The 19,117-nt window shown below is 60.5% G+C and carries 15 protein-coding genes; 10 read left to right on the plus strand and 5 right to left on the minus strand.

The window, feature by feature from the left end; translation table 11 throughout:
* Positions 1 to 8: 8 nt before the first annotated feature.
* From JI748_RS15695 to JI748_RS15715, 5 genes are all read left to right on the plus strand, one after another.
* On the plus strand, positions 9 to 2,135 hold the full coding sequence (locus JI748_RS15695; protein WP_201632793.1) for a putative bifunctional diguanylate cyclase/phosphodiesterase: 2,127 nt from the start codon (positions 9 to 11) through the stop codon (positions 2,133 to 2,135).
* A 224-nt stretch (positions 2,136 to 2,359) separates the two neighbouring features.
* Positions 2,360 to 4,174 carry a translational GTPase TypA gene (gene typA, locus JI748_RS15700; RefSeq protein ID WP_164532919.1) on the plus strand — a complete coding sequence of 605 codons (1,815 nt, stop codon included), beginning with the start codon at positions 2,360 to 2,362 and terminating at the stop codon, positions 4,172 to 4,174.
* Positions 4,175 to 4,318: 144 nt separating this feature from the next.
* A complete protein-coding gene (locus JI748_RS15705) occupies positions 4,319 to 4,927 on the plus strand; it encodes a DedA family protein (protein WP_201632796.1) in 609 nt (202 codons plus the stop codon).
* A gap of 67 nt (positions 4,928 to 4,994) precedes the next feature.
* Positions 4,995 to 5,297: a YggT family protein gene (locus JI748_RS15710; protein WP_164532917.1), complete on the plus strand. Its 303-nt coding sequence runs from the start codon at positions 4,995 to 4,997 to the stop codon at positions 5,295 to 5,297.
* A 159-nt stretch (positions 5,298 to 5,456) separates the two neighbouring features.
* Entirely contained in the window at positions 5,457 to 7,571 is a 2,115-nt protein-coding gene (locus tag JI748_RS15715; RefSeq protein WP_201632798.1) for a sodium-translocating pyrophosphatase, read from the plus strand.
* A gap of 82 nt (positions 7,572 to 7,653) precedes the next feature.
* Here the strand turns inward: JI748_RS15715 and JI748_RS15720 are convergent, their stop codons facing one another.
* Together JI748_RS15720 and JI748_RS15725 are read right to left on the minus strand one after the other, a co-directional pair.
* On the minus strand, positions 7,654 to 8,649 hold the full coding sequence (locus JI748_RS15720) for a DUF2806 domain-containing protein (protein WP_201632801.1): 996 nt from the start codon (positions 8,647 to 8,649) through the stop codon (positions 7,654 to 7,656).
* Positions 8,650 to 8,708: 59 nt separating this feature from the next.
* Positions 8,709 to 9,140 carry a MarR family winged helix-turn-helix transcriptional regulator gene (locus JI748_RS15725; RefSeq protein ID WP_201632803.1) on the minus strand — a complete coding sequence of 144 codons (432 nt, stop codon included), beginning with the start codon at positions 9,138 to 9,140 and terminating at the stop codon, positions 8,709 to 8,711.
* A 78-nt stretch (positions 9,141 to 9,218) separates the two neighbouring features.
* Between JI748_RS15725 and JI748_RS15730 the strand changes: the two genes are divergently transcribed.
* Positions 9,219 to 9,752, plus strand: a complete 534-nt coding sequence (locus JI748_RS15730) for a cytochrome b (RefSeq protein ID WP_201632806.1) — start codon at positions 9,219 to 9,221, stop codon at positions 9,750 to 9,752.
* Positions 9,753 to 9,930: 178 nt separating this feature from the next.
* Here JI748_RS15730 and JI748_RS15735 read toward each other — a convergent pair whose 3' ends face one another.
* Positions 9,931 to 11,307, minus strand: a complete 1,377-nt coding sequence (locus JI748_RS15735) for a serine hydrolase (RefSeq protein ID WP_201632809.1) — start codon at positions 11,305 to 11,307, stop codon at positions 9,931 to 9,933.
* Positions 11,308 to 11,378: 71 nt separating this feature from the next.
* Positions 11,379 to 11,912, minus strand: coding sequence for an inorganic diphosphatase (gene ppa / locus JI748_RS15740; RefSeq protein ID WP_201632812.1), 534 nt, complete (start codon positions 11,910 to 11,912; stop codon positions 11,379 to 11,381).
* Between the two features lie 128 nt (positions 11,913 to 12,040).
* Between ppa and JI748_RS15745 the strand changes: the two genes are divergently transcribed.
* Complete coding sequence (locus tag JI748_RS15745; protein ID WP_201632815.1) at positions 12,041 to 12,607, plus strand: hypothetical protein; 567 nt, start codon at positions 12,041 to 12,043, stop codon at positions 12,605 to 12,607.
* Here JI748_RS15745 and JI748_RS15750 read toward each other — a convergent pair.
* Positions 12,601 to 13,056, minus strand: coding sequence for a tellurite resistance TerB family protein (locus JI748_RS15750; RefSeq protein ID WP_201632817.1), 456 nt, complete (start codon positions 13,054 to 13,056; stop codon positions 12,601 to 12,603). The two genes, JI748_RS15745 and JI748_RS15750, sit on opposite strands and share 7 nt — an antisense overlap.
* A 172-nt stretch (positions 13,057 to 13,228) precedes the next feature.
* Between JI748_RS15750 and JI748_RS15755 the strand changes: the two genes are divergently transcribed.
* Genes JI748_RS15755 through JI748_RS15765 form a run of 3 tightly spaced genes read left to right on the plus strand, consistent with a single transcriptional unit; the run spans position 13,229 to position 19,054 of the window.
* A complete protein-coding gene (locus tag JI748_RS15755) occupies positions 13,229 to 14,068 on the plus strand; it encodes an ImuA family protein (RefSeq protein ID WP_201632820.1) in 840 nt (279 codons plus the stop codon).
* Positions 13,956 to 15,629 (plus strand): Y-family DNA polymerase, encoded by a 1,674-nt coding sequence (locus JI748_RS15760; protein ID WP_201632823.1) that lies wholly within the window; start codon positions 13,956 to 13,958, stop codon positions 15,627 to 15,629. Before JI748_RS15755 ends, JI748_RS15760 begins: the two co-directional genes overlap by 113 nt.
* On the plus strand, positions 15,626 to 19,054 hold the full coding sequence (locus JI748_RS15765) for an error-prone DNA polymerase (RefSeq protein WP_201632826.1): 3,429 nt from the start codon (positions 15,626 to 15,628) through the stop codon (positions 19,052 to 19,054). Before JI748_RS15760 ends, JI748_RS15765 begins: the two co-directional genes overlap by 4 nt.
* The last annotated feature ends 63 nt before the right edge of the window (positions 19,055 to 19,117 follow it).

Consider the following 19,117-nt stretch of genomic DNA (forward strand, 5'->3'; position numbering starts at 1 on the left):
GGGGTTCAATGCGGTCGGAAGACGCCGGCTCTATGGGTGAGGTTGCCGAGACGCTGCTGCTCGATGCGGCGCTGGAAAACATCCCCTATGGCTTTTGCGTGTGGTCCCCGCAGTTCCGCCTCGTCATGTGGAACAAGCATTACCGGGACTTCTACGGCTTCTCCGAAGACGCCATTCACCGCGGCATGACACTGGAGGATATCGTCCATCTCTCCGTCCGGCTCGGCAACCATCCGGGGCAAACGGCCGAAGCCTTCTACGAGCATTACACGAGCCAGCTGCTCAACAACAAGGCCGGCGCCCGCACCAAGAGCCAGGAACTCGCGGTCGGCAATCGCATCATTGAAACCGCCAATGTTTATTCGGACCAGCTTGGCTGGGTGGTGACCCATGAGGACATCACGGACGAGATCGCACGCGCTGAAATTGTGCAGAAGCGCAAGATGGAACTCGAGCGGCAAAACATCCGGCTCGATGCGGCGGTCAACAATATCTCCATTGGCCTTTGCATGATGGATGCGCTGGGGCGCCTGGTCATCTGCAACGAGCCCTATGCCCGCATCTACAACCTGCCCGTCAACCTGCTGCGCCCGGGCACCCAGCTCGAGGATATTCTGGGTCACCTTTTCGAAGTCGGCATGGAAGCGGGTGGTACCAAGGAGGAATATATCGCCTGGCGCCGCGAGGTGATCGCCCGCCGCGAATTCGGCAAGAACATCCACGAGCTCAATGGCCGCACCATTCTGATGCAGCATCATCCGATGAAGGATGGCGGCTGGGTCTCGACCCATGAGGACATTACCGAGCAGAAACAGGCCGAGGCGCGCATTCAGCATCTCGCCCGCCACGACGCCTTGACCGACCTGCCCAATCGCATCGAATTCCTGGAACAGATGGCCAAGACCGAAGCGGCGCTCGGCCGGGGCGAGATGGCTGCGGTGCTTTATATCGACCTCGACCATTTCAAGGCCGTCAACGATACGCTTGGCCATGCCGTAGGCGACGAGGTGATCAAGCAGGCCGCCGTCCGCCTCTGGGGCACGACGCGCGAAACCGATCTTCTGGCCCGCCTCGGTGGCGATGAATTCGCGCTGCTGCTCCGCCCGATCGATGGCATCGACGCGGCAGCCCGTGTTGCCGATCGCATCGTCAAGGCCATGCGCACGCCCATGAATATCGGCGGCCAGCAGATCGAGATCGGCGCCTCGGTCGGTATCGCCGTAGGCCCGGGAGATGGCACCACCACCGACCAGCTGGTCAAGAACGCCGATCTGGCGCTCTACAAGGCCAAGTCCGAAGGCCGCTCGACCTACCATTTCTTTGAAACCGGCATGGATGCCGAGCTGCAGCAGCGCCGCTCCATCGAGGCCGGCCTGCGCCTTGCGATGAGCCGCAATGAGTTGCGGCTGATGTTCCAGCCCCTGCTCGGGCTCGAAAACAACCGAGTCACCTGCGTCGAGGCCCTTTTGCGCTGGGATCACGACGACCGCACCATTTCGCCGGTCGAGTTCATCCAGGTGGCCGAGGAAACCGGGCTCATCGTGCCGATCGGCGAGTGGGTTCTGCAGCAGGCCTGCCTTGCCGCCGCATCCTGGCCGGGCGATGTGCGCATCGCCATAAACCTCTCGCCGGTGCAGTTCCGGCAGAAAAATCTCGTCGCACAGGTCAAGGCGGCACTGACTGCCGCCAAGCTCGAGCCCACAAGGCTTGAACTTGAAATCACCGAGTCGCTGCTTTTGACGGATAGCGAAAGCACCATCGCCGCGCTGCACGAGCTTCGCGCCATGGGCGTCCGCATCTCGATGGACGATTTCGGCACCGGCTACTCATCGCTAAGCTATTTGCGCAGCTTCCCTTTCGACAAGATCAAGGTGGATCGATCCTTCATGGCCGATATCGCCACAAGGGCCGATAGTCAGGCGATCATCAAGGCCATTATCGGCCTCGGCCAGGCCCTGGGCATGACCACCACAGCCGAAGGCGTCGAAACCGAAGAGCAACTGGCCATCGTGCGCGCCCATGGCGTATCCGAAGTCCAGGGCTTCCTGTTCTCCCCGCCGCTCCAGCCCGCCGCCTTGGCCAACCTGCTCCATTCCGACGCCGCCAAAAAGCAGACGCGCAGGAAGGCGTCGTGAGCCGAAGGTGACGTGCGCGATCATCACGTTCCCAGACGCATTCCCCCTCTGCGCATAGCGATCTTGTGCAAAACGCCCCTCTGCTATATGCAGCCCGCGACCCTGCCGGGCTTGTGCGTATTCGCTCCGGCATATTCATACCGCATGGTTTGTCCTTGCCCGCCCATCCGCAATAGCGCCTGGGGTGGTTTTACGGATCATGCCAATCGAGGCTGATCACACTTATGTCCCTGCGCAATATCGCCATCATTGCTCACGTTGACCACGGCAAGACCACGCTGATCGACGTGCTGCTCAAGCAATCCGGCTCTTTCCGCGAAAACGAACGCGTCGAAGAACGCGCCATGGACAGCAACGACATCGAACGCGAGCGCGGCATCACCATTCTCGCCAAGGTGACCTCGCTGCTCTGGAAAGACACGCGCATCAACATCGTCGACACGCCCGGCCACGCCGACTTCGGCGGTGAAGTCGAGCGCATCCTCTCGATGGTCGATGGCGTGGTGATCCTCGTCGACGCCGCCGAAGGCCCCATGCCGCAGACCAAGTTCGTGCTCGGCAAGGCACTGGCCCAGGGCCTGCGCCCGATCGTTGCCATCAACAAGATCGACAAGGCCGATGAGCGCCACCTCGAAGTGCTCGAAGAAATCTTCGACCTCTTCATCGCCCTCGACGCCTCGCCCGAACAGCTCGATTTCCCGGTCCTCTACGGCTCCGCCAAGCAGGGCTGGATGGCGATGGAGCCCGAAGGCCCCAAGGAAAACCTTGGACCACTGCTCGACAAGGTCATCGAACACGTGCCCGAGCCGCAGGTGGAAGAGGGCGCGTTCCGCATGCTCGTCACCACCATCGAGCGCAACCCCTTCCTCGGCCGCATCCTCACCGGTCGCATCACTTCCGGTTCGGTCAAGGCGAACGATCCGATCCACACGCTCAACCGTGAAGGCAAGGAAGTCGAAAAGGGCCGCGTCTCCAAGGTCCTGGCCTTCCGTGGCCTTGAACGCACCCCGGTCGATATCGGCGAAGCCGGCGACATCGTCGCCATTGCCGGTCTTGTGACCTCAACCGTGGCCGATACGCTGTGCGCCACCTCGGTCACCAAGCCCATCGAAGCCAAGCCGATCGATCCCCCGACCCTGTCGGTAACCTTCCGCATCAATGACGGCCCGCTGGCCGGCCGCGAAGGCGACAAGGTGCAGTCCCGCGTCATCCGCGAACGCCTGATGCGCGAAGCCGAAGGCAATGTTGCCATCCGCGTGACCCCGGGCGACGACAACGACTCGTACGACGTTGCCGGCCGCGGCGAACTTCAGCTCGCTGTCTTGATCGAAAACATGCGCCGTGAAGGCTTCGAACTCACCATTGGTCGCCCCAAGGTGCTGTTCAAGGAAGAGAATGGCGAAACGCTGGAGCCGGTAGAAGAGGTCATCATCGACGTCGATGATGAATTCACCGGCGCTGTCGTCCAGAAGCTTACCGAGCGCAAAGGCGAGCTCACCGACATGCGTCCGTCTGGCGTTGGCCGCACCCGCATCCAGCTCCTGGTCCCGACCCGTTCGCTGATCGGCTACCAGCCGGAACTGCTCTCCGACACGCGCGGCACGGCGATCTTCAACCGCCTGTTCCACTCCTTCGTGCCGTTCAAGGGCGAGCTCCCGGGCCGCCGCACCGGCGTCCTGATCTCCAACGGCACCGGCCAGTCTGTCGCTTTTGCCCTTTGGAACCTCGAAGATCGTGGTCCGATCATGATCGACGCCGGCGTCGACATTTATGAAGGCATGATCATCGGCGAGCATTCCCGCGAGAACGACCTCGAGGTCAACGCGCTCAAGGGCAAGCAGCTCACCAATATCCGCACCACGTCCAAGGACGAAGCAGTGCGCCTGACCACGCCCAAGAAGCTGACGCTGGAACAGAGCCTCGGCTACATCGCCGAAGACGAGTATGTGGAAGTGACCCCCAAGTCGATCCGCCTGCGCAAGATCTGGCTCGACCCCAACGACCGCAAGCGCATGAGCCGCGCCGCCAAGTCGGCCTAAGCTGACTGCCTCCACACGCACGGTGTCATCCCCGCGCAGGCGGGGATCCATCCTGAGATAACCCAACGTTCACCGAACGTGAGTAGACCCCAGGATGGGCCCCGGCCTTCGCCGGGGTGACATTCAGTGCTTGAGGAGCCACGCATGACCGACTGGATCATCCAGACCATTTCCGAACTCGGATATCTGGGCATTTTCCTGGTCATGCTGGCGGAGTCTATCTTTCCGCCGATCCCGTCCGAACTCATCATCCCCTTTGCCGGCTTTGCCGCCGCCAATGGCGATCTCAACCTTTTCGGAGTCATCGCCACGGCGACATTCGGCGCGGTGGTCGGCATGCTGCCCTGGTATTTTGCCGGCCGCTTCTTTGGGCTCGACCGCGTTCGCTATCTGGCTGATCGCTTTGGCCGCGTCATGGCCTTCAATGCCGATGAGATCGACACTGCCGTCCATTGGTTCAAGCGCTTCGGACCCGTCATAGTCCTTTTCGGCCGCCTGATCCCCTTGATCCGCACGCTGATCTCGATCCCCGCCGGCCTCTCACGCATGAGCCTCCCGGTCTTTCTCCTCGCCTCGACGGCTGGCGCGCTGATCTGGAACACCTTCCTGACCTTGGCAGGCTATCTCCTGCACGAGCATTACGAGGTCATCGAGGTCGTGCTCGATCCGCTGAGCTACCTCGTCCTCGGCCTCGTCGTCGTGCTCTACCTCTTCAAGGTCATCACCTGGAAGCCGAGCAAGGCGCGCGCCTGACGCCCGCCCACTTGCCGCAAGCCGCGCCAGACCCTAGATAAGCCGCATTCCCCATCCGGAGACGCCCATGCGCGCCGTGCTTGATATCATCCTGATCCTCCTCCAGCTCTACTGGTGGGTGCTGCTCATCATGATCATCATGAGCTGGCTGATCTCGTTCAACGTCATCAATACGCGCAATCAGTTCGTGGCCGCGGTCTGGCGCGTCCTCAATCAGCTGACCGAGCCGGTGCTCGGGCCGATCCGCCGCTTCATGCCCAATTTCTCGGGCCTCGACCTCTCGCCGCTGATCGCTTTCCTGATCATCTTCTTCCTTCAGTCGATCATCGGCTACTACGCCTATCCGGCCGTGGTGCGCGCCGGCATCTAGGCCTGCGACAAATCACCGCAATAAGCATTGCCTAACCACAAAATCCCAGCCATCCTCGACCCCGGAAGGGGCCCGATGGAGGGCGGGGCGGTTATGGGCGCTTAGACCCAGCCGGCCGGTTGCGGGTCCCTCGGAGGAAACTTTTCGGGGACTTGATCAATGGATCTGGCACTTTGGCTGATCGTCCTGTGCGGCGGCCTGTCTATCGTCTATGGCATTCTGACAACCCAAACCCTGCTCCGCGCCGACGCCGGTTCGGCCCGCATGCAGGAAATCTCGGCGGCCGTGCGTGAGGGCGCCTCGGCCTATCTCAAGCGGCAATATACCACCATCGCCATTGTCGGCGTCGTCATCCTGATTGCCGCCTTCTTCCTGCTCGGGCCCTATGCGGCCGTCGGCTTTTTGATCGGCGCGGTGCTGTCGGGCGCTGCCGGCTTTATCGGCATGAATGTTTCGGTGCGCGCCAATGTGCGCGTCGCCCAGGCCGCCGTCGGTTCGCTCGCCCGTGGCCTCGACCTTGCCTTTAAGTCCGGCGCCGTCACCGGCATGCTTGTGGCCGGCCTCGGTCTTCTCGGCGTCACGCTTTATTTCCTGATCCTCACCGGCATGGGCTTTGACCCGACCAGCCGCACCGTCATCGACGCGCTGGTGGCTTTAAGCTTTGGCGCTTCGCTGATCTCGATCTTCGCCCGCCTCGGCGGCGGTATCTTCACCAAGGGCGCCGATGTTGGCGGCGACATGGTGGGCAAGGTCGAAGCCGGAATTCCCGAAGACGATCCGCGCAATCCCGCGACCATCGCCGATAACGTCGGCGACAATGTCGGCGACTGCGCCGGCATGGCCGCCGACCTGTTCGAGACCTACGTCGTCACCATCGTCGCCACCATGGTGCTCGCGGCCATCATCCTGCCGGACGCCTATAAGTTGATCGGCATGGTGCTGCCGCTGGCGATCGGCGGCGCCTGCGTCGTCACATCGATCATCGGCACCTATTTCGTCAAGCTCGGCGCCGACAACAACATCATGGGCGCGCTTTACAAGGGCGTCATCGCCTCGGGCGTGCTCTCGCTCGTCGTGCTGCTGCCGGTGCTGTGGCTGTTGTTCGGTGACATGAATGTCGCGATCGAGACCGCGTCGAAAACATTTACGCCTTGGTCGCTGTTCTGGTGCGGCGTCACCGGCCTCGTGATTACCGGCCTCATCATCGTCATCACCGAATATTACACCGGCACCAATCGGCGCCCGGTCAATTCCATCGCGGAAGCCTCGGTGACCGGCCATGGCACCAATGTCATCCAGGGCCTCGCCGTCTCGCTTGAGTCCACGGCGCTGCCGGCGCTGGTGATCATCGGCGGCATCATCGTCACCTATTCGCTGGGTGGCCTTTTCGGCATTGCCATCGCCGTGTCGACCATGCTCGCCCTCGCCGGCATCATCGTCGCGCTCGACGCCTTCGGCCCGGTCACCGACAATGCCGGTGGCATCGCCGAAATGGCCGGCCTCCCCAAGGAAGTGCGCCACAATACCGATGCGCTGGATGCGGTCGGCAACACCACCAAGGCCGTGACTAAGGGCTATGCCATTGGCTCGGCGGGCCTCGGCGCCCTGGTGCTCTTTGCCGCCTATACCGAGGATCTCAAACACTATTTTACCGATCTCACGGTCAACTTCGACCTCGCAAACCCGTATGTCGTGGTCGGGCTTCTGTTCGGTGGCCTGCTGCCCTTCCTTTTCGGCGGCATGTCAATGACCGCGGTTGGCCGCGCCGCCCAGGCCGTGGTGGTGGAAGTGCGCCGTCAGTTCAAGGCCGATGTCGGGATCATGGCCGGCACGTCCAAGCCTGACTATGCCCGCGCCGTCGACATGCTGACCCGCGCCGCCATCCGCGAAATGATCGTCCCGTCGCTCTTGCCGGTGCTGTCGCCCATCGTCGTCTACTTCGCCATCCTCTGGATTGCCGGCCAGGCCAATGCCTTTTCGGCCCTGGGCGCCATGCTGATGGGCGTCATCGTGACCGGCCTCTTCGTCGCCATCTCCATGACCGCCGGCGGCGGCGCCTGGGATAATGCTAAGAAGAGTTTTGAGGACGGGTTCACCGACTCGCACGGCGTCGTCCACCACAAGGGCGGCGACGCCCACAAGGCCTCGGTTACCGGCGACACCGTCGGCGACCCCTACAAGGACACAGCCGGCCCCGCCGTTAATCCGATGATCAAGATCACCAATATCGTCGCCCTGCTGTTGCTGGCCGTGCTGGCGAGCTGGGGGGTGTGATTACGGTATTAGCCATCACCACCGGATCTACATGGGTGGTGATGGCTAAATCATTTCAAGTCTGGGGTAGCGGGATTAGGACTTAAGTGTCCGATACCAACCGAAGGCCAAACCCTGCAACTGTGCTCTCCACTTTACTTAGGAAGCCGGCGTTCGGCTGCACGTCCACAATGCTAAGAAGTTCCGCTCCAAGGGGGGAAAACTTCATTCCGCTTCCAAATCGAAATTGCCCTGCCACCAAGGCGTCGTGAACTCGAACAAGGCCGTCACAAATAAGGTATTTCTGCTTACCTATCGAAAGATGTGCGCCCTTGTCTGAGACAGGAAGAAAGGCTTCGTATGCCCATCCCGACTGAGAGAGAACCCCGATGGCGTCTAGGTCACTCCATTGATTGGCATGGGCATAATGCTGTAGCCCAAGATCATTGATCCGAGCATTTTCTGATCCTGCTCGATCTTTCATACTGCCGCTATCAGCAAGAAAGGCCATGCTGTCGACTAATGCGAACGCAGGTTTGTGGCCATCCAACGAACCAATTGCGACTTCTGCTACAGCCTCGATTAAAGCGGCTTCGCTCCTGCTCAAAGTGCTTAAAAAGCTAAGGGCTCTAGCCGAGATATTAGTAGCGCCGGCTGCTTGGCGGGCAAGAACTTTTCCCCAAAGCGTTCGTAAATCATCGACCGATACTCGCTCAGCGTGGCGCCAGAAGTGATCAAGCCAGTCGTCATCGATCTCTGCAGACCTTTGGTCATGACTTGCAATAGGCAGTGATTTGAAAGCCTTGACACTTTCCTCCGCAATCGCCTCACGGTTTATTTGAAATCGTTCTTCTTCTATTCGAAGCCGTAACTCGGTCCTTTGGGACAGACTTAAGTCAAGCTGAGCAGTGCCTGTCCCTAACTTAGACAGTTCATGTTTCCAGGCTGCAAAGGCGTCGATGTCAGCGCGTGTTTCCCGCGACTTTTGCCACGGGTAAAAGGTAGCACCAATACCTTGAGCAATCGCCTTTACGAGTGCGTGTGCCGGCTTCTCTAGGCCAAGTGCATTGGTGGCGACTTCTATATTTATGAGACTCATGTTGCTTAGCTCAGAAATTTGCGCGCCCAATGTATCATAAGTTGAATGACTGAAGACAATTACCCCTGCGCTTCCAGCACGCCGATCATCTTCTTCATCGTCGCAATAAACTGCGTACGCTCCTCGGGCGTCAGCTGTTCCAGCACCAGGGCGTTGATGGTGCGGGCGGCGTCTTCGACTTGCGGGAGTTTTTCGCGCGCCAACGGGGTGAGCGCCACGAGCATCGAGCGGCCGTCATCGGGGTTGGGGCGGCGGGTGATAAGGCCGTCGCGCTCCATGCGATTGAGCGTGCCCGTCATGGTTTCCTGTCGCACCGAGGCGCTTTCGGCGATTTCCTTTTGCGGCCGTTCACCCCCTTCAAGCGCCAGCAGCACCGGCATGTGCGCGGGCGAAAGGCCGGCATGGCTGAGGTGCCGCTCGAGCTCGCGCACGAGGAGGCGCGCCGCCCAATTGGTCAGGTAGCCGATCGAGGTATCACGATTAAGAGCCATTTACATAGGACACTAACTAGTTATATAGTTGCCTATCTATATCGCCTAACCGCCCATCGTCCAAGGGAGTTGCCAAAGATGTCGCTGAAATCCACCGCGCATAGATATGGAAATATGGCCGTCGTCATCCACTGGCTGTCCGCGCTCGCCGTGATCCTGATGCTGATGTCGGGCCTCGCCATGGGCAACAACGACGATCTGGTGCCCCGCGTGTTGCCGTTCCACCTGATCCTCGGCATCGTGGTCGGTGTGTTGACGCTGTTCCGCGTGCTTTGGTGGCTGGTGTTCGACAAGCATCCCGAGCCCGCCGATCCGGTCAATTCCTTGCAGAACCGGCTGGCCCAGGTGGTGCATCTTGGGCTTTACGTCGCCATCCTCGTCATGGTCGCTTCTGGCATTGCCACGGTCGCCCTTACCGGCGCGGCGCCCGCGATCTTCGGCGGCGGTGCCTTGCCCGACTTCGAAGACGTTGCACCCTTCATGACCCACAGCCTCCTCAGCCGCCTGCTGATCGTCCTCGCCATCGGCCATATCGGCGCCGCCCTGTTCCACCAGTTCGTGCGGCGGGATGGATTGATCCGGCGGATGATGCCCTCAGGCTCGTCCCGCTAGGGCAGATCGCTCCAGTGGAGCGATCTGAGATCCTGAGGCCATGAGAGCTAAGCTCGAATGGCGCATGAGGGGCCTACCCCCACCCAACCTCCCCCGTAAGGCGGGGGAGGAGCTCGATCGAGTTAAGCCCACCGGCGCAACTCCTCCCCCGACTTGCGGGGAGGCGGGGTGGGGGCCGTTACTCCCTTACCCCCGGCAGGTCCTGCCCGTTCTGATGCAAGACCACCGACACCGTCCCGTCCTCTTCCGTCACGAAGCTCAGCTGCGCCTCGACGACTTTGTAGAAAAACTCGGTCTCGCTCATCGGAAAAATCTCAAACCGCGGCTGGCCGGTGAGCTGGGCAAAGAGCCGGTTATCTTCCGTCGTGACGCTCAGCACTACGCCGGGCGCCAAAACGTAGTCCCCGGCATAGCTGGGCAACACGGTTGGATCGATCTCGACCGCGGCGCGCGGCACCGGCTGCACGCGCAGCGGCAGCGAGGGATCGAGCAGATGCATGCCGATATCGTTGATGCCGGCCTCGGTCGACATGTTGGAGAGCACGACGACGCCATTGCCGCTGGTGCGCTCGAAGCCGGCAAAGCTCGAAAAGCCGCCGGTGCGGCCATTGTGCCAGACGATCTCGCCCGAGCCGGTGGGGGTGATGAACCAGCCGAGCCCGATGGAGCCGGTGTCGAGCGGGCGCACGCGTTCCAGCATCTTTTCAAAGGCCGGCCTCAGTTCGGTTTCCGTCGCGCCGCTGGCCGCGGCGATGAACTTGGCGAGGTCCGAAGCGGTGGTGATCAGCGCGCCGGCGGGGGCCACGGCGTCGAAATCCCAATAAGGGGCCGGCGTGCCGGAAGCGTCGTGCCCGATGGCCATGCCCTCGGGCTTTTCGGCGCCCAGCGACAGGGTCGAGCTTTCCATGCCGAGCGGAAAGAGAATGCGCTGCTCGACCGTCTTGGCGAAAGGCTCGTCGGTCACGCCCTCGATCACCTCGCCCAAAAGCGCAACGCCCGCATTGGAATATTCGAAACGCTCGCCGATCGGGCCGACGAGCTGTTGCCGGCTCAACCAGTCGAGCAGCTGGGCATCGGTATAGCCGGAATAGGGGTTTTCGAGCCCGGCCGCGGTAATCTCCTCGGGCAGGCCGGAAAGGCCCGACATATGGGTGGCAAGATCAAACGGGGTGATCGGCTTGCCATCGAGATCGGGCACCACCGTGCCCTCGGGGAGGTATTCGGCAATCGGCCTATCGAGGTCGATCTCGCCTTCCAGCGCCAGCTGCGCCAGAAGAAGGCTGGTAAAGACCTTGGTGATCGAGCCGGCTTCGAAGGGCGTGAATTCGTTGACTGGTGCTGGATCGTCGCGGCCGATCGTGCCATGCGACACGAAGCGGACTTCCCCGCCTTCGATCACGGCCACGGCGATGCCGACATTGGCTTCGTCGCGGTCGATACGGTCGGCGAGGATCTGGCTGATCTCGCCATTGGAGGGCATGGCCGCTTCCTGGCTCACGGTCGGGGTCGCCGCAAGGGCAAGAAGCGTCGCGGCGGCAAAGAAGCGTTTGGTCAAAATCGTGGTCTCCCAGGCGTCATGTCAATGGACAACGCCTGGAAGCCCGATTGGCTCGATTACTTCTGGTCTTACGACTGGCCTTGGGCCATCTTGATCGAGTCCTCGATCACCTTGCGCGCATCGGCGAGGTTGCCGATGCGGTCGATCTTGGCCCACTTGCCAGGCTCGAGATCCTTGTAGTGGGTGAAAAAGTGCTTGATGCGCTCGAGCTGGATTTCGGGGAAATCCTCGATGTCCTTGATCCCGTCATACATGCGGGTGAGCTTGGAGACCGGCACGGCGATGATCTTTTCGTCCTGGCCGCCATCGTCCTCCATGAAGAGGACGCCGACCGGGCGCGAGCGCACGACCGAGCCCGGCACCAGCGGACGCGAATTCATGACGATGACGTCGAGCGGATCGCCATCGCCGCATAGCGTATGGGGCACGAAGCCGTAGTTTCCGGGATAGCGCATCGGCGTATAAAGGAAGCGGTCGACGAAAAGCGCTCCCGAGTCCTTGTCGATTTCGTACTTGATCGGCTCGCCGCCCAGGGGCACTTCGATGATGACGTTGAGGTCGTCGGGCGGGTTCTTGCCGGTCGGGATCGCGTCGATGTTCATTTGGTTTTCATCTGCCGTTCAGGGAGGTGAGGTTTATCTGGCGTTCTGCCCATCTCGCGGAGCAAAGGCAAGCCGCAAATCCGCCGCAGCGATGGTGAGTATCGCAAGCGCAACATCGAGGACCCCCTATGCCGCATAAAACCGCTGCGAGTTTGAGCCTGGTGCTCGCCATGTGTCTCACGACGCTGCCGGCTACGGCGCAATCGGGTTTTACCAGCGCTTATACCGACATCAATCTCGACCAGTGCATGGTGCTCGAAGCCGACGATTTCGGCGCGTCCTGGTCGTGCCCCGGCTACAAGGGGTATCCGCTCATGGTGCAGGAGGGAGACCTCAGGTTTTCCCTCCAATATGGCTTCAACGTCGACAAGAACGATGCGGGAAGCCAGACGCTTCCGCCGTTCAACCATCTTGGCTCCAAGCTCGAATGGCGCCTCTCCAATGCTTCCGGCCGCTGGCTGCCGATCGCCACAATCGTTCGCTACCACACCGCCGACAGCGACACCGGCGTCGATAGCGGCGAAGTCCTGGTGGTGACCCAGCTCAAGGAAGGCGACACCTGCCACATCGCCTATGTGGACGCCAAGGCCAACAAGGATGCCAACGAACTGGCGCGGCAAGCTGCTGACAAGGCCGGCGATTTTTCATGCATGGCGGACGAGGTCGAGACTATCGGCAGGTTCGAGGCCTACTGATCCTCGACGGTTTCCTCGGCCGCGCCCCGCACCTGGTTGCGCAGGATCGTGCGGTCGCGGCTCGAAACCCCGATCAGCTCGGCAATGCGCCAGACCATGTTGTCCTCGAGCTCGTGGTTCTTGTTGTCGGCAAAAACCACGGTCCACATCATGCGGATGACCTCGATCCGGTCTTCCATTTCGAGCCGGGTCAGGCCGCTGGTGAACTTATAAAAATCAACCGCCTCGGCATCCTGGCGTGCCGCCTCGCGGATCAGCTTGTCGACGCTTGTTTCATCCAGCGCATAATGATCCATCAGCGCGCTGCGGATCGCGCGCCGCTCGTTATCGCCCATGCTGCCATCGACCGCGGCCAGATGCACCAGGAGCGCGGCTACGGAAAGCTTGGGATCATCCACATCCACCGGCGCCTCGGTACGGCCAAACAGGCGGGTCAGGGCCTCGAACATGGGTTTTGATCCATTGGTTGGAAAAGAAATCGCACGGTGGAAAACCTAAGCATAAGTCGTGCCGACTCAATGAGTTCCGCCTAAGCGCCATCCCTCGCGCATAGCCCGATGCATCCCGCCCACAGCATCAGCGCACAAAAGGGACTCGACTCTTGATGGATTCAGAGTCACCATGTTCCTGTTTTGTTCACTTAGCTGGTGTGTTATGCCGCCCTCCCTTCAGCAACAGCGCCTCGCCGCGCTGCGGCATGTCATTGCTGATATCGAGCGAAAACCTGCTCTTTCGGATCCGGCAAAGCGGTTGGACTCCGCCTCAACGCAAGGCTTTCCGGTGCTGCCCGCAGGGTTGGTGCAGGAGGTGTTTTGCGACGCCCAGCGGGATACCGGCGCCAGCCTGGGCTTTGCCCTGGCCCAGGCCAAAGCCTTGATGAGCGCAAAGCGTCCTGCTGTTTTTTACCTGCAATTGGAAAAAGACTCCCAGTCTCTCGGTCTGCCCTATGGGCCAGGCCTTTCCTCCTTCGGCATCGACCCGCGCCACCTCGTTATTGTTCGAACGGCAGACATGGCCGAGTTCTTGTGGGCTGCCGAAGAAATTGTCTCCTGCCGCGCGGTGGCAGCCATTGTCGCCGATGTGCGGGGCGAGCCGAAACTCCTCAATTTCACAGCAAGCCGCCGTCTCACCATGCGCGCCAGCAGCAATAAAGTGTCGCTTTTCATGCTGCGTTATGGCGACAGGCGCGAAAGCAGCGCCAGCGCCCTGCGATGGCGGCTCACTCCATATCGCAGCGGGAAAAACCCATACGACGACAGGGGCATAGGGGCAGCAAGGTGGCGGCTGCAATTGGAAAAGGGCCGCATTGCCGGCAACCAGGTCGAATGGCTGGTGGAGTGGACGAAAAATGGCATCGCAGTCGTCGCGCAACCTGCAAACACAAATCCTTGGCGCTTCCCAACGCCGGTTCCTGGCGCTCAACCTGCCATACTGGCCGATCGACTATCTCAAGCGGGCTGATCCGGCACTTCGTGACAAGCCGCTGGCGCTTTACGAGCATATCAAGGGAGGCTTGCGTCTGGCAGCGCTTGATCCAATGCTGCTACGCGAAGGCTTGCGAATTGGCCAAAATCTTGCCGATGCTCGCGCCATCGAACCCCATATGGTGGTTCAGGAAATCGACAGGCTTCTGCTTAAAACCGCCTTTGAAGCTTTTGCCGATTGGCACTCCAATGCCAGTCCATTGGTGTCGGTGCTGACTGATCGTGAGGCTTTTGGCGACTTAGTGCTCGACATTACCGGCGTCGCTCACCTTTTTGGCGGCGAAAGGTCCATGCTGCGCTTGCTGCTTACCCGCTTGCGGGATCTGGGCTATTCGGTGAGCGGAGCCATCGCTCCTACTATAGGCGCGGCTTGGGGGATCAGCCATTTTGCCAAGAGCCAGATCGTCGAGGTCGATGCTCTTGAATCCTGTCTCGATGTTTTGCCGGTTGCTGCGCTTCGTCTAAACCAAAACCAGATATCCACCTTTAGCCAAATGGGCATCACTACCATTGCGGAGGTGCGGCGACGCTCGCGCAAGCAGCTGCAGGCGCGGTTTGGTGCTGGGCTTCTGATCCGGCTCGACCAAGCCTATGGCGAGATCGAAGAGCGCATGTCGCCCCGTCTGCCGCAGGTAGATCATCATGTCGACAGGCGTTTGGCCGAACCGATCAGCCTCATGGACGACGTGCTGCGCGTTACCCGCGACTTGGCCGACCAATTGTGTACCCATCTCGAAAGCGAAGGCTTGGGCGCGCAGAGCTTTCACCTGTTCTTGTACCGCGTCGACCACAAGGTAATGCCACTTTCGCTCAATGCTGCCCGCCTGACGCGCGACCCCCAGCACATCTTTGAGCTTTTCCGCCATCATGCGCAGCGCATAGAGGCTGAATACGATCCGGGCTTTGGCATCGACATGGTTCGACTGGCAGCCAGTAGCCTTGAAGCCTTGGGCGCTGTGCAGACGGGTGCCTTTTCGATCGAGAATGGTTCTGAGGATATCGACAGGCTTAACGATCGGCTTGCAAGCCGTCTGGGTGCAATGGCGGTGCTGCAAACCGAAATGGTGGCAAGCCGCTTGCCGGAGCGAGCGGCGCGACTGGTGCCGACACTTGCATCAGTCCCTCACCATTTCGTAGAGGCACCGCCCCTTCGGCGCCCCTTGCGGCTGCTTCCTGTTCCGGAACGAGTGGCTATTACCGCCGAAGTACCTGATGGCCTGCCGGCTGCAATGGTGTGGCGTCAACAAACCTATCGTTTGCGGAAAGGCGAAGGGCCTGAACGGCTGGGTGCGGAATGGTGGCGCAAGGCCGAGCGGCTAAAGCTTGTGGAGCAGACCGAACCAAAAAAACCAGAGCCTGGCGAAAAGCAGGAGCCGCCCCCTTACATTCCAAACCTTCCGCAGTTCGTGCCTGATGCGGACACGCGAGATTATTATGTGGTTGAAGATCAGGAGGGGCGGCGGTTTTGGGTATTTCGCCAAGGCTTTTATAGCGGTGACACGCCACCGCTCTGGTATCTTCATGGGTTTTTCTCATGAGCGGGGTATCTTTTTCCATAGCGGAACCGCGCTATGCCGAGCTGATCACGACCAGTAATTTCTCGTTTCTGCGCGGTGCATCCCATCCAGAGGAATTAGTCGCCCGCGCCATGGCGTCAGGCATGACGGCGCTCGGCCTGTGTGATCGCAACACATTTTCAGGGGTGGTCCGCGGCTTTGGCACGGCACGCGACAACAAGGCGATGAGCCCCCTGTTTCGCTATCTTGTCGGCGTGCGTCTCGCCTTTGCCGACGGCACGCCGGACATCATCGCCTATCCCACCGACCGTCTGGCTTATGGTCGTCTCTGCAAATTGCTCACCATCGGCAATCGGCGGGGCGAGAAGGGCAATCCAAAGCTGTTCTTGAGCGACGTGTTTGGCTCCAGCGCTCCACCGACCGATCTTGAGCAAGGTCCTTTGGAGGACTTTTCGCAAGGGCAGCTTTTCATTCTGATGCCTGACGAGAGCGATTGGGGGCTGACGGAAAAAACTCTCGATCATCTCAGCCGATATGCGCCTGGCAGAGTGTGGGTTGCCGGGGTGGCGCGCTTCGATGGCCATGATCGTGCCCGGCTTAACCGTGTCGATGCCATGGCAGAAAGGCATGGTGCCTGGATGCTTGCCAGCAACGACGCGCAGTATCATGAGCCTGACCGCAGCATGGTGCTCGATGTCGTCACCTGTATCCGGGAGCACGTTACGCTTGAGCAAGCCGGCTTTCGTCTCAGCACCAATGCGGAGCGCCATCTGAAGCTACCCGAAGAGATGGCGCGGCTGTTCGCCGAACATCCTGACGCCATCGCTCAAACCCAGGCCTTTATCGCCCGCATTGATTTTTCGCTAATCGACCTCAAATACAATTATCCCGAAGAAACCATCGGCAATGGAGAGACGGCGCAGCAAACGCTCGAGCGGTTGACCTGGGAGGGTGCGGCCAGGCGCTACCCCAATGGCGTGATCAATTCGGTCAAGGAAAGCCTTTGGCGCGAACTCTGCCTGATCGCCTATAAGCGTTACGCTGCCTATTTCCTGACCGTGCACGATATCGTGATGTTTGCGCGCTACGAGCGCAAGATCATGTGCCAGGGCAGGGGATCGGCTGCTAACTCTGCGGTGTGTTTTTGCCTCGGCATCACCGAGGTTGATCCCACCAAGCGTACCCTGGTGTTTGGCCGCTTCATTTCCACCGAACGTGACGAGCCGCCCGACATCGATGTCGATTTCGAGCACGAGCGGCGCGAGGAGGTGATGCAATATGTCTATCAAAAATATGGTGGCCGCCGCACCGGCTTGACCGCCAATGTTATCTCCTACCGCTCCAAGAGTGCCATTCGTGAAACCGCCAAGGTGTTCGGCGTATCCGACGACACAATCACCGCTTTCAATCAGTTGCACTGGGGCTGGGGCAGCAAGCTCAACCTCAAGGACTTAGCCAATCTCGGGCTCAACCCCGACGATCCGGTCATGGCGCAAATGTTTGAAGTGGTGAAAGTCCTGCGCGGCTTTCCCCGCCATCTCAGCCAACATGTCGGTGGCTTCGTTATTACGCGGGACTCGCTTGAAAGCCTTATTCCCATCGGACAGTCAGCGATGGATAGCCGCGCCATCATCGAGTGGAACAAGGATGACATCGACATTTTGGGCATACTCAAGGTCGATATCCTGGCCCTCGGCATGCTCTCCTGCCTGCGTCGCGCCTTTGAGCTTTTGCACGTACATTACGGCAAGGACTATGAGCTCACCGACCTGTTGGCCGAAGAAACAGCGGAAGGCCCGATGGATAAGGCGCGGGTCTATGCCATGACCCATCGTGCCGATACGATCGGGGTGTTCCAGATCGAAAGCCGAGCGCAGATGACCATGCTGCCGCGTCTCAAACCGTCGCGCTTCTATGATCTTGTGATCGAGGTCGCTATCGTCCGTCCGGGACCGATCCAGGGAGGAATGGTCCACCCTTATCTCAAACGCCGTGATGGTACAGAACATTGGGCGCCCAAGCCCGGCGATCCGCTGGATGAAGTGCTCAAGGAAACCCTGGGCATCCCACTGTTCCAGGAACAAGCCATGCAGATGGCCATCAAAGGCGCCGGCTTTACCCAGGGTGAGGCTGATCAATTGCGCCGCGCCATGGCCGCTTGGCGCCGTAACGGCAAGATGGACGTTTTCGGACAGCGCTTCATCGATGGGATGGTCGGAAATGGCTATGAGCGGGATTTTGCGGATCGCTGCTTTGCTCAGATCAAGGGGTTTGCCGAGTATGGTTTTCCCGAAAGCCACGCCGCCAGCTTTGCGCTCCTCGTTTACGCCTCCTGCTGGTTCAAGTGCCATTACCCCGATGTCTTCGCCTGCGCCTTGCTCAATTCCCAGCCCATGGGCTTTTATGGTCCGAGCCAGATCGTGCGCGACGTGCGCGAACACGGCATCGACGTTTTGGCGGCCGATATCAATCATTCCGATCTGGAATGCGTTCTCGAACCCGGCACCGGCTCAGTGAGAGAGCGGATCTGGCCGCGTCACCGGGACATGGCCGACGATATCCTCTCGCAAAAAGCCATTCGCCTGGGGCTCAACTTCGTCGAAGGGCTGGCGGAAAATGATATCAACCGGCTTGTCGCTCGCCGTCCCCGAGAAGGCTATCGGTCCGTGCGCGAGGTCTGGACGCGCAGCGGTATACCCATTGCCAGTCTTGAAAAGCTGGCGCGAGCCGATGCATTTGCCTCGCTTGGCCTCAACCGGCGCGAGGCCCTGTGGGCCGTGAAGGGGCTTATCGGCACGCATGGCGCCGAAACCCTGCCGCTTTTTGAAGCTGCCGGCCCGGCACAAGACCTGGTGGCGGAAGAGCCTGCAGGATTGCCGTTGATGGGGCCGGGGGAAGAGGTCATCCACGATTATTCGACGCTCACCCTCTCGCTCAAGGGCCATCCGGTGCAGTTCCTCCGCCCCATGCTGATGGAGCGCGGCACGACCCGTTCGGAAAACCTGCCCAGCATGCCTGTCGATGTGCGTATCGAGGTCGCCGGGCTCGTGCTCGTGCGCCAGCGTCCGGGCACTGCAAGCGGGGTTATTTTCGTCACTCTCGAAGACGAAACCGGTGTTGCCAATATCGTCGTCTGGCCCAAGCTGTTCGCCGACGATCGCCTGCGCAAGATCCTTCTCTCAAGCCGCATGCTGGCAGTGCGCGGCAAGGTGCAGTCCGGTCATGGCGTCATTCATGTCATTGCCGAGGAACTGGAGGACCTCACCCCGCAATTGCTCGATCTCTCCCATGGCAAGGATTACGGCGATCGCATCCTCGCCCGTGCCGATGAAGGAAAGTCCGGACCGCCGGGGAGCAATAGCCGGGATCGCAATGCCATTCGGGAGATCGAACAGGCTCGGCGCCGGGCCTATGCGGCGCTGCCGGGCGGGCGCAATTTCCACTAGCGGCAGCCGCCACCGACATAAGTGTTAACCCGCGATTCAGCCTCCCGGCCAAAACGGAGCCAT

Source organism: Devosia rhizoryzae (genome assembly GCF_016698665.1).
GTDB lineage: Bacteria > Pseudomonadota > Alphaproteobacteria > Rhizobiales > Devosiaceae > Devosia > Devosia rhizoryzae.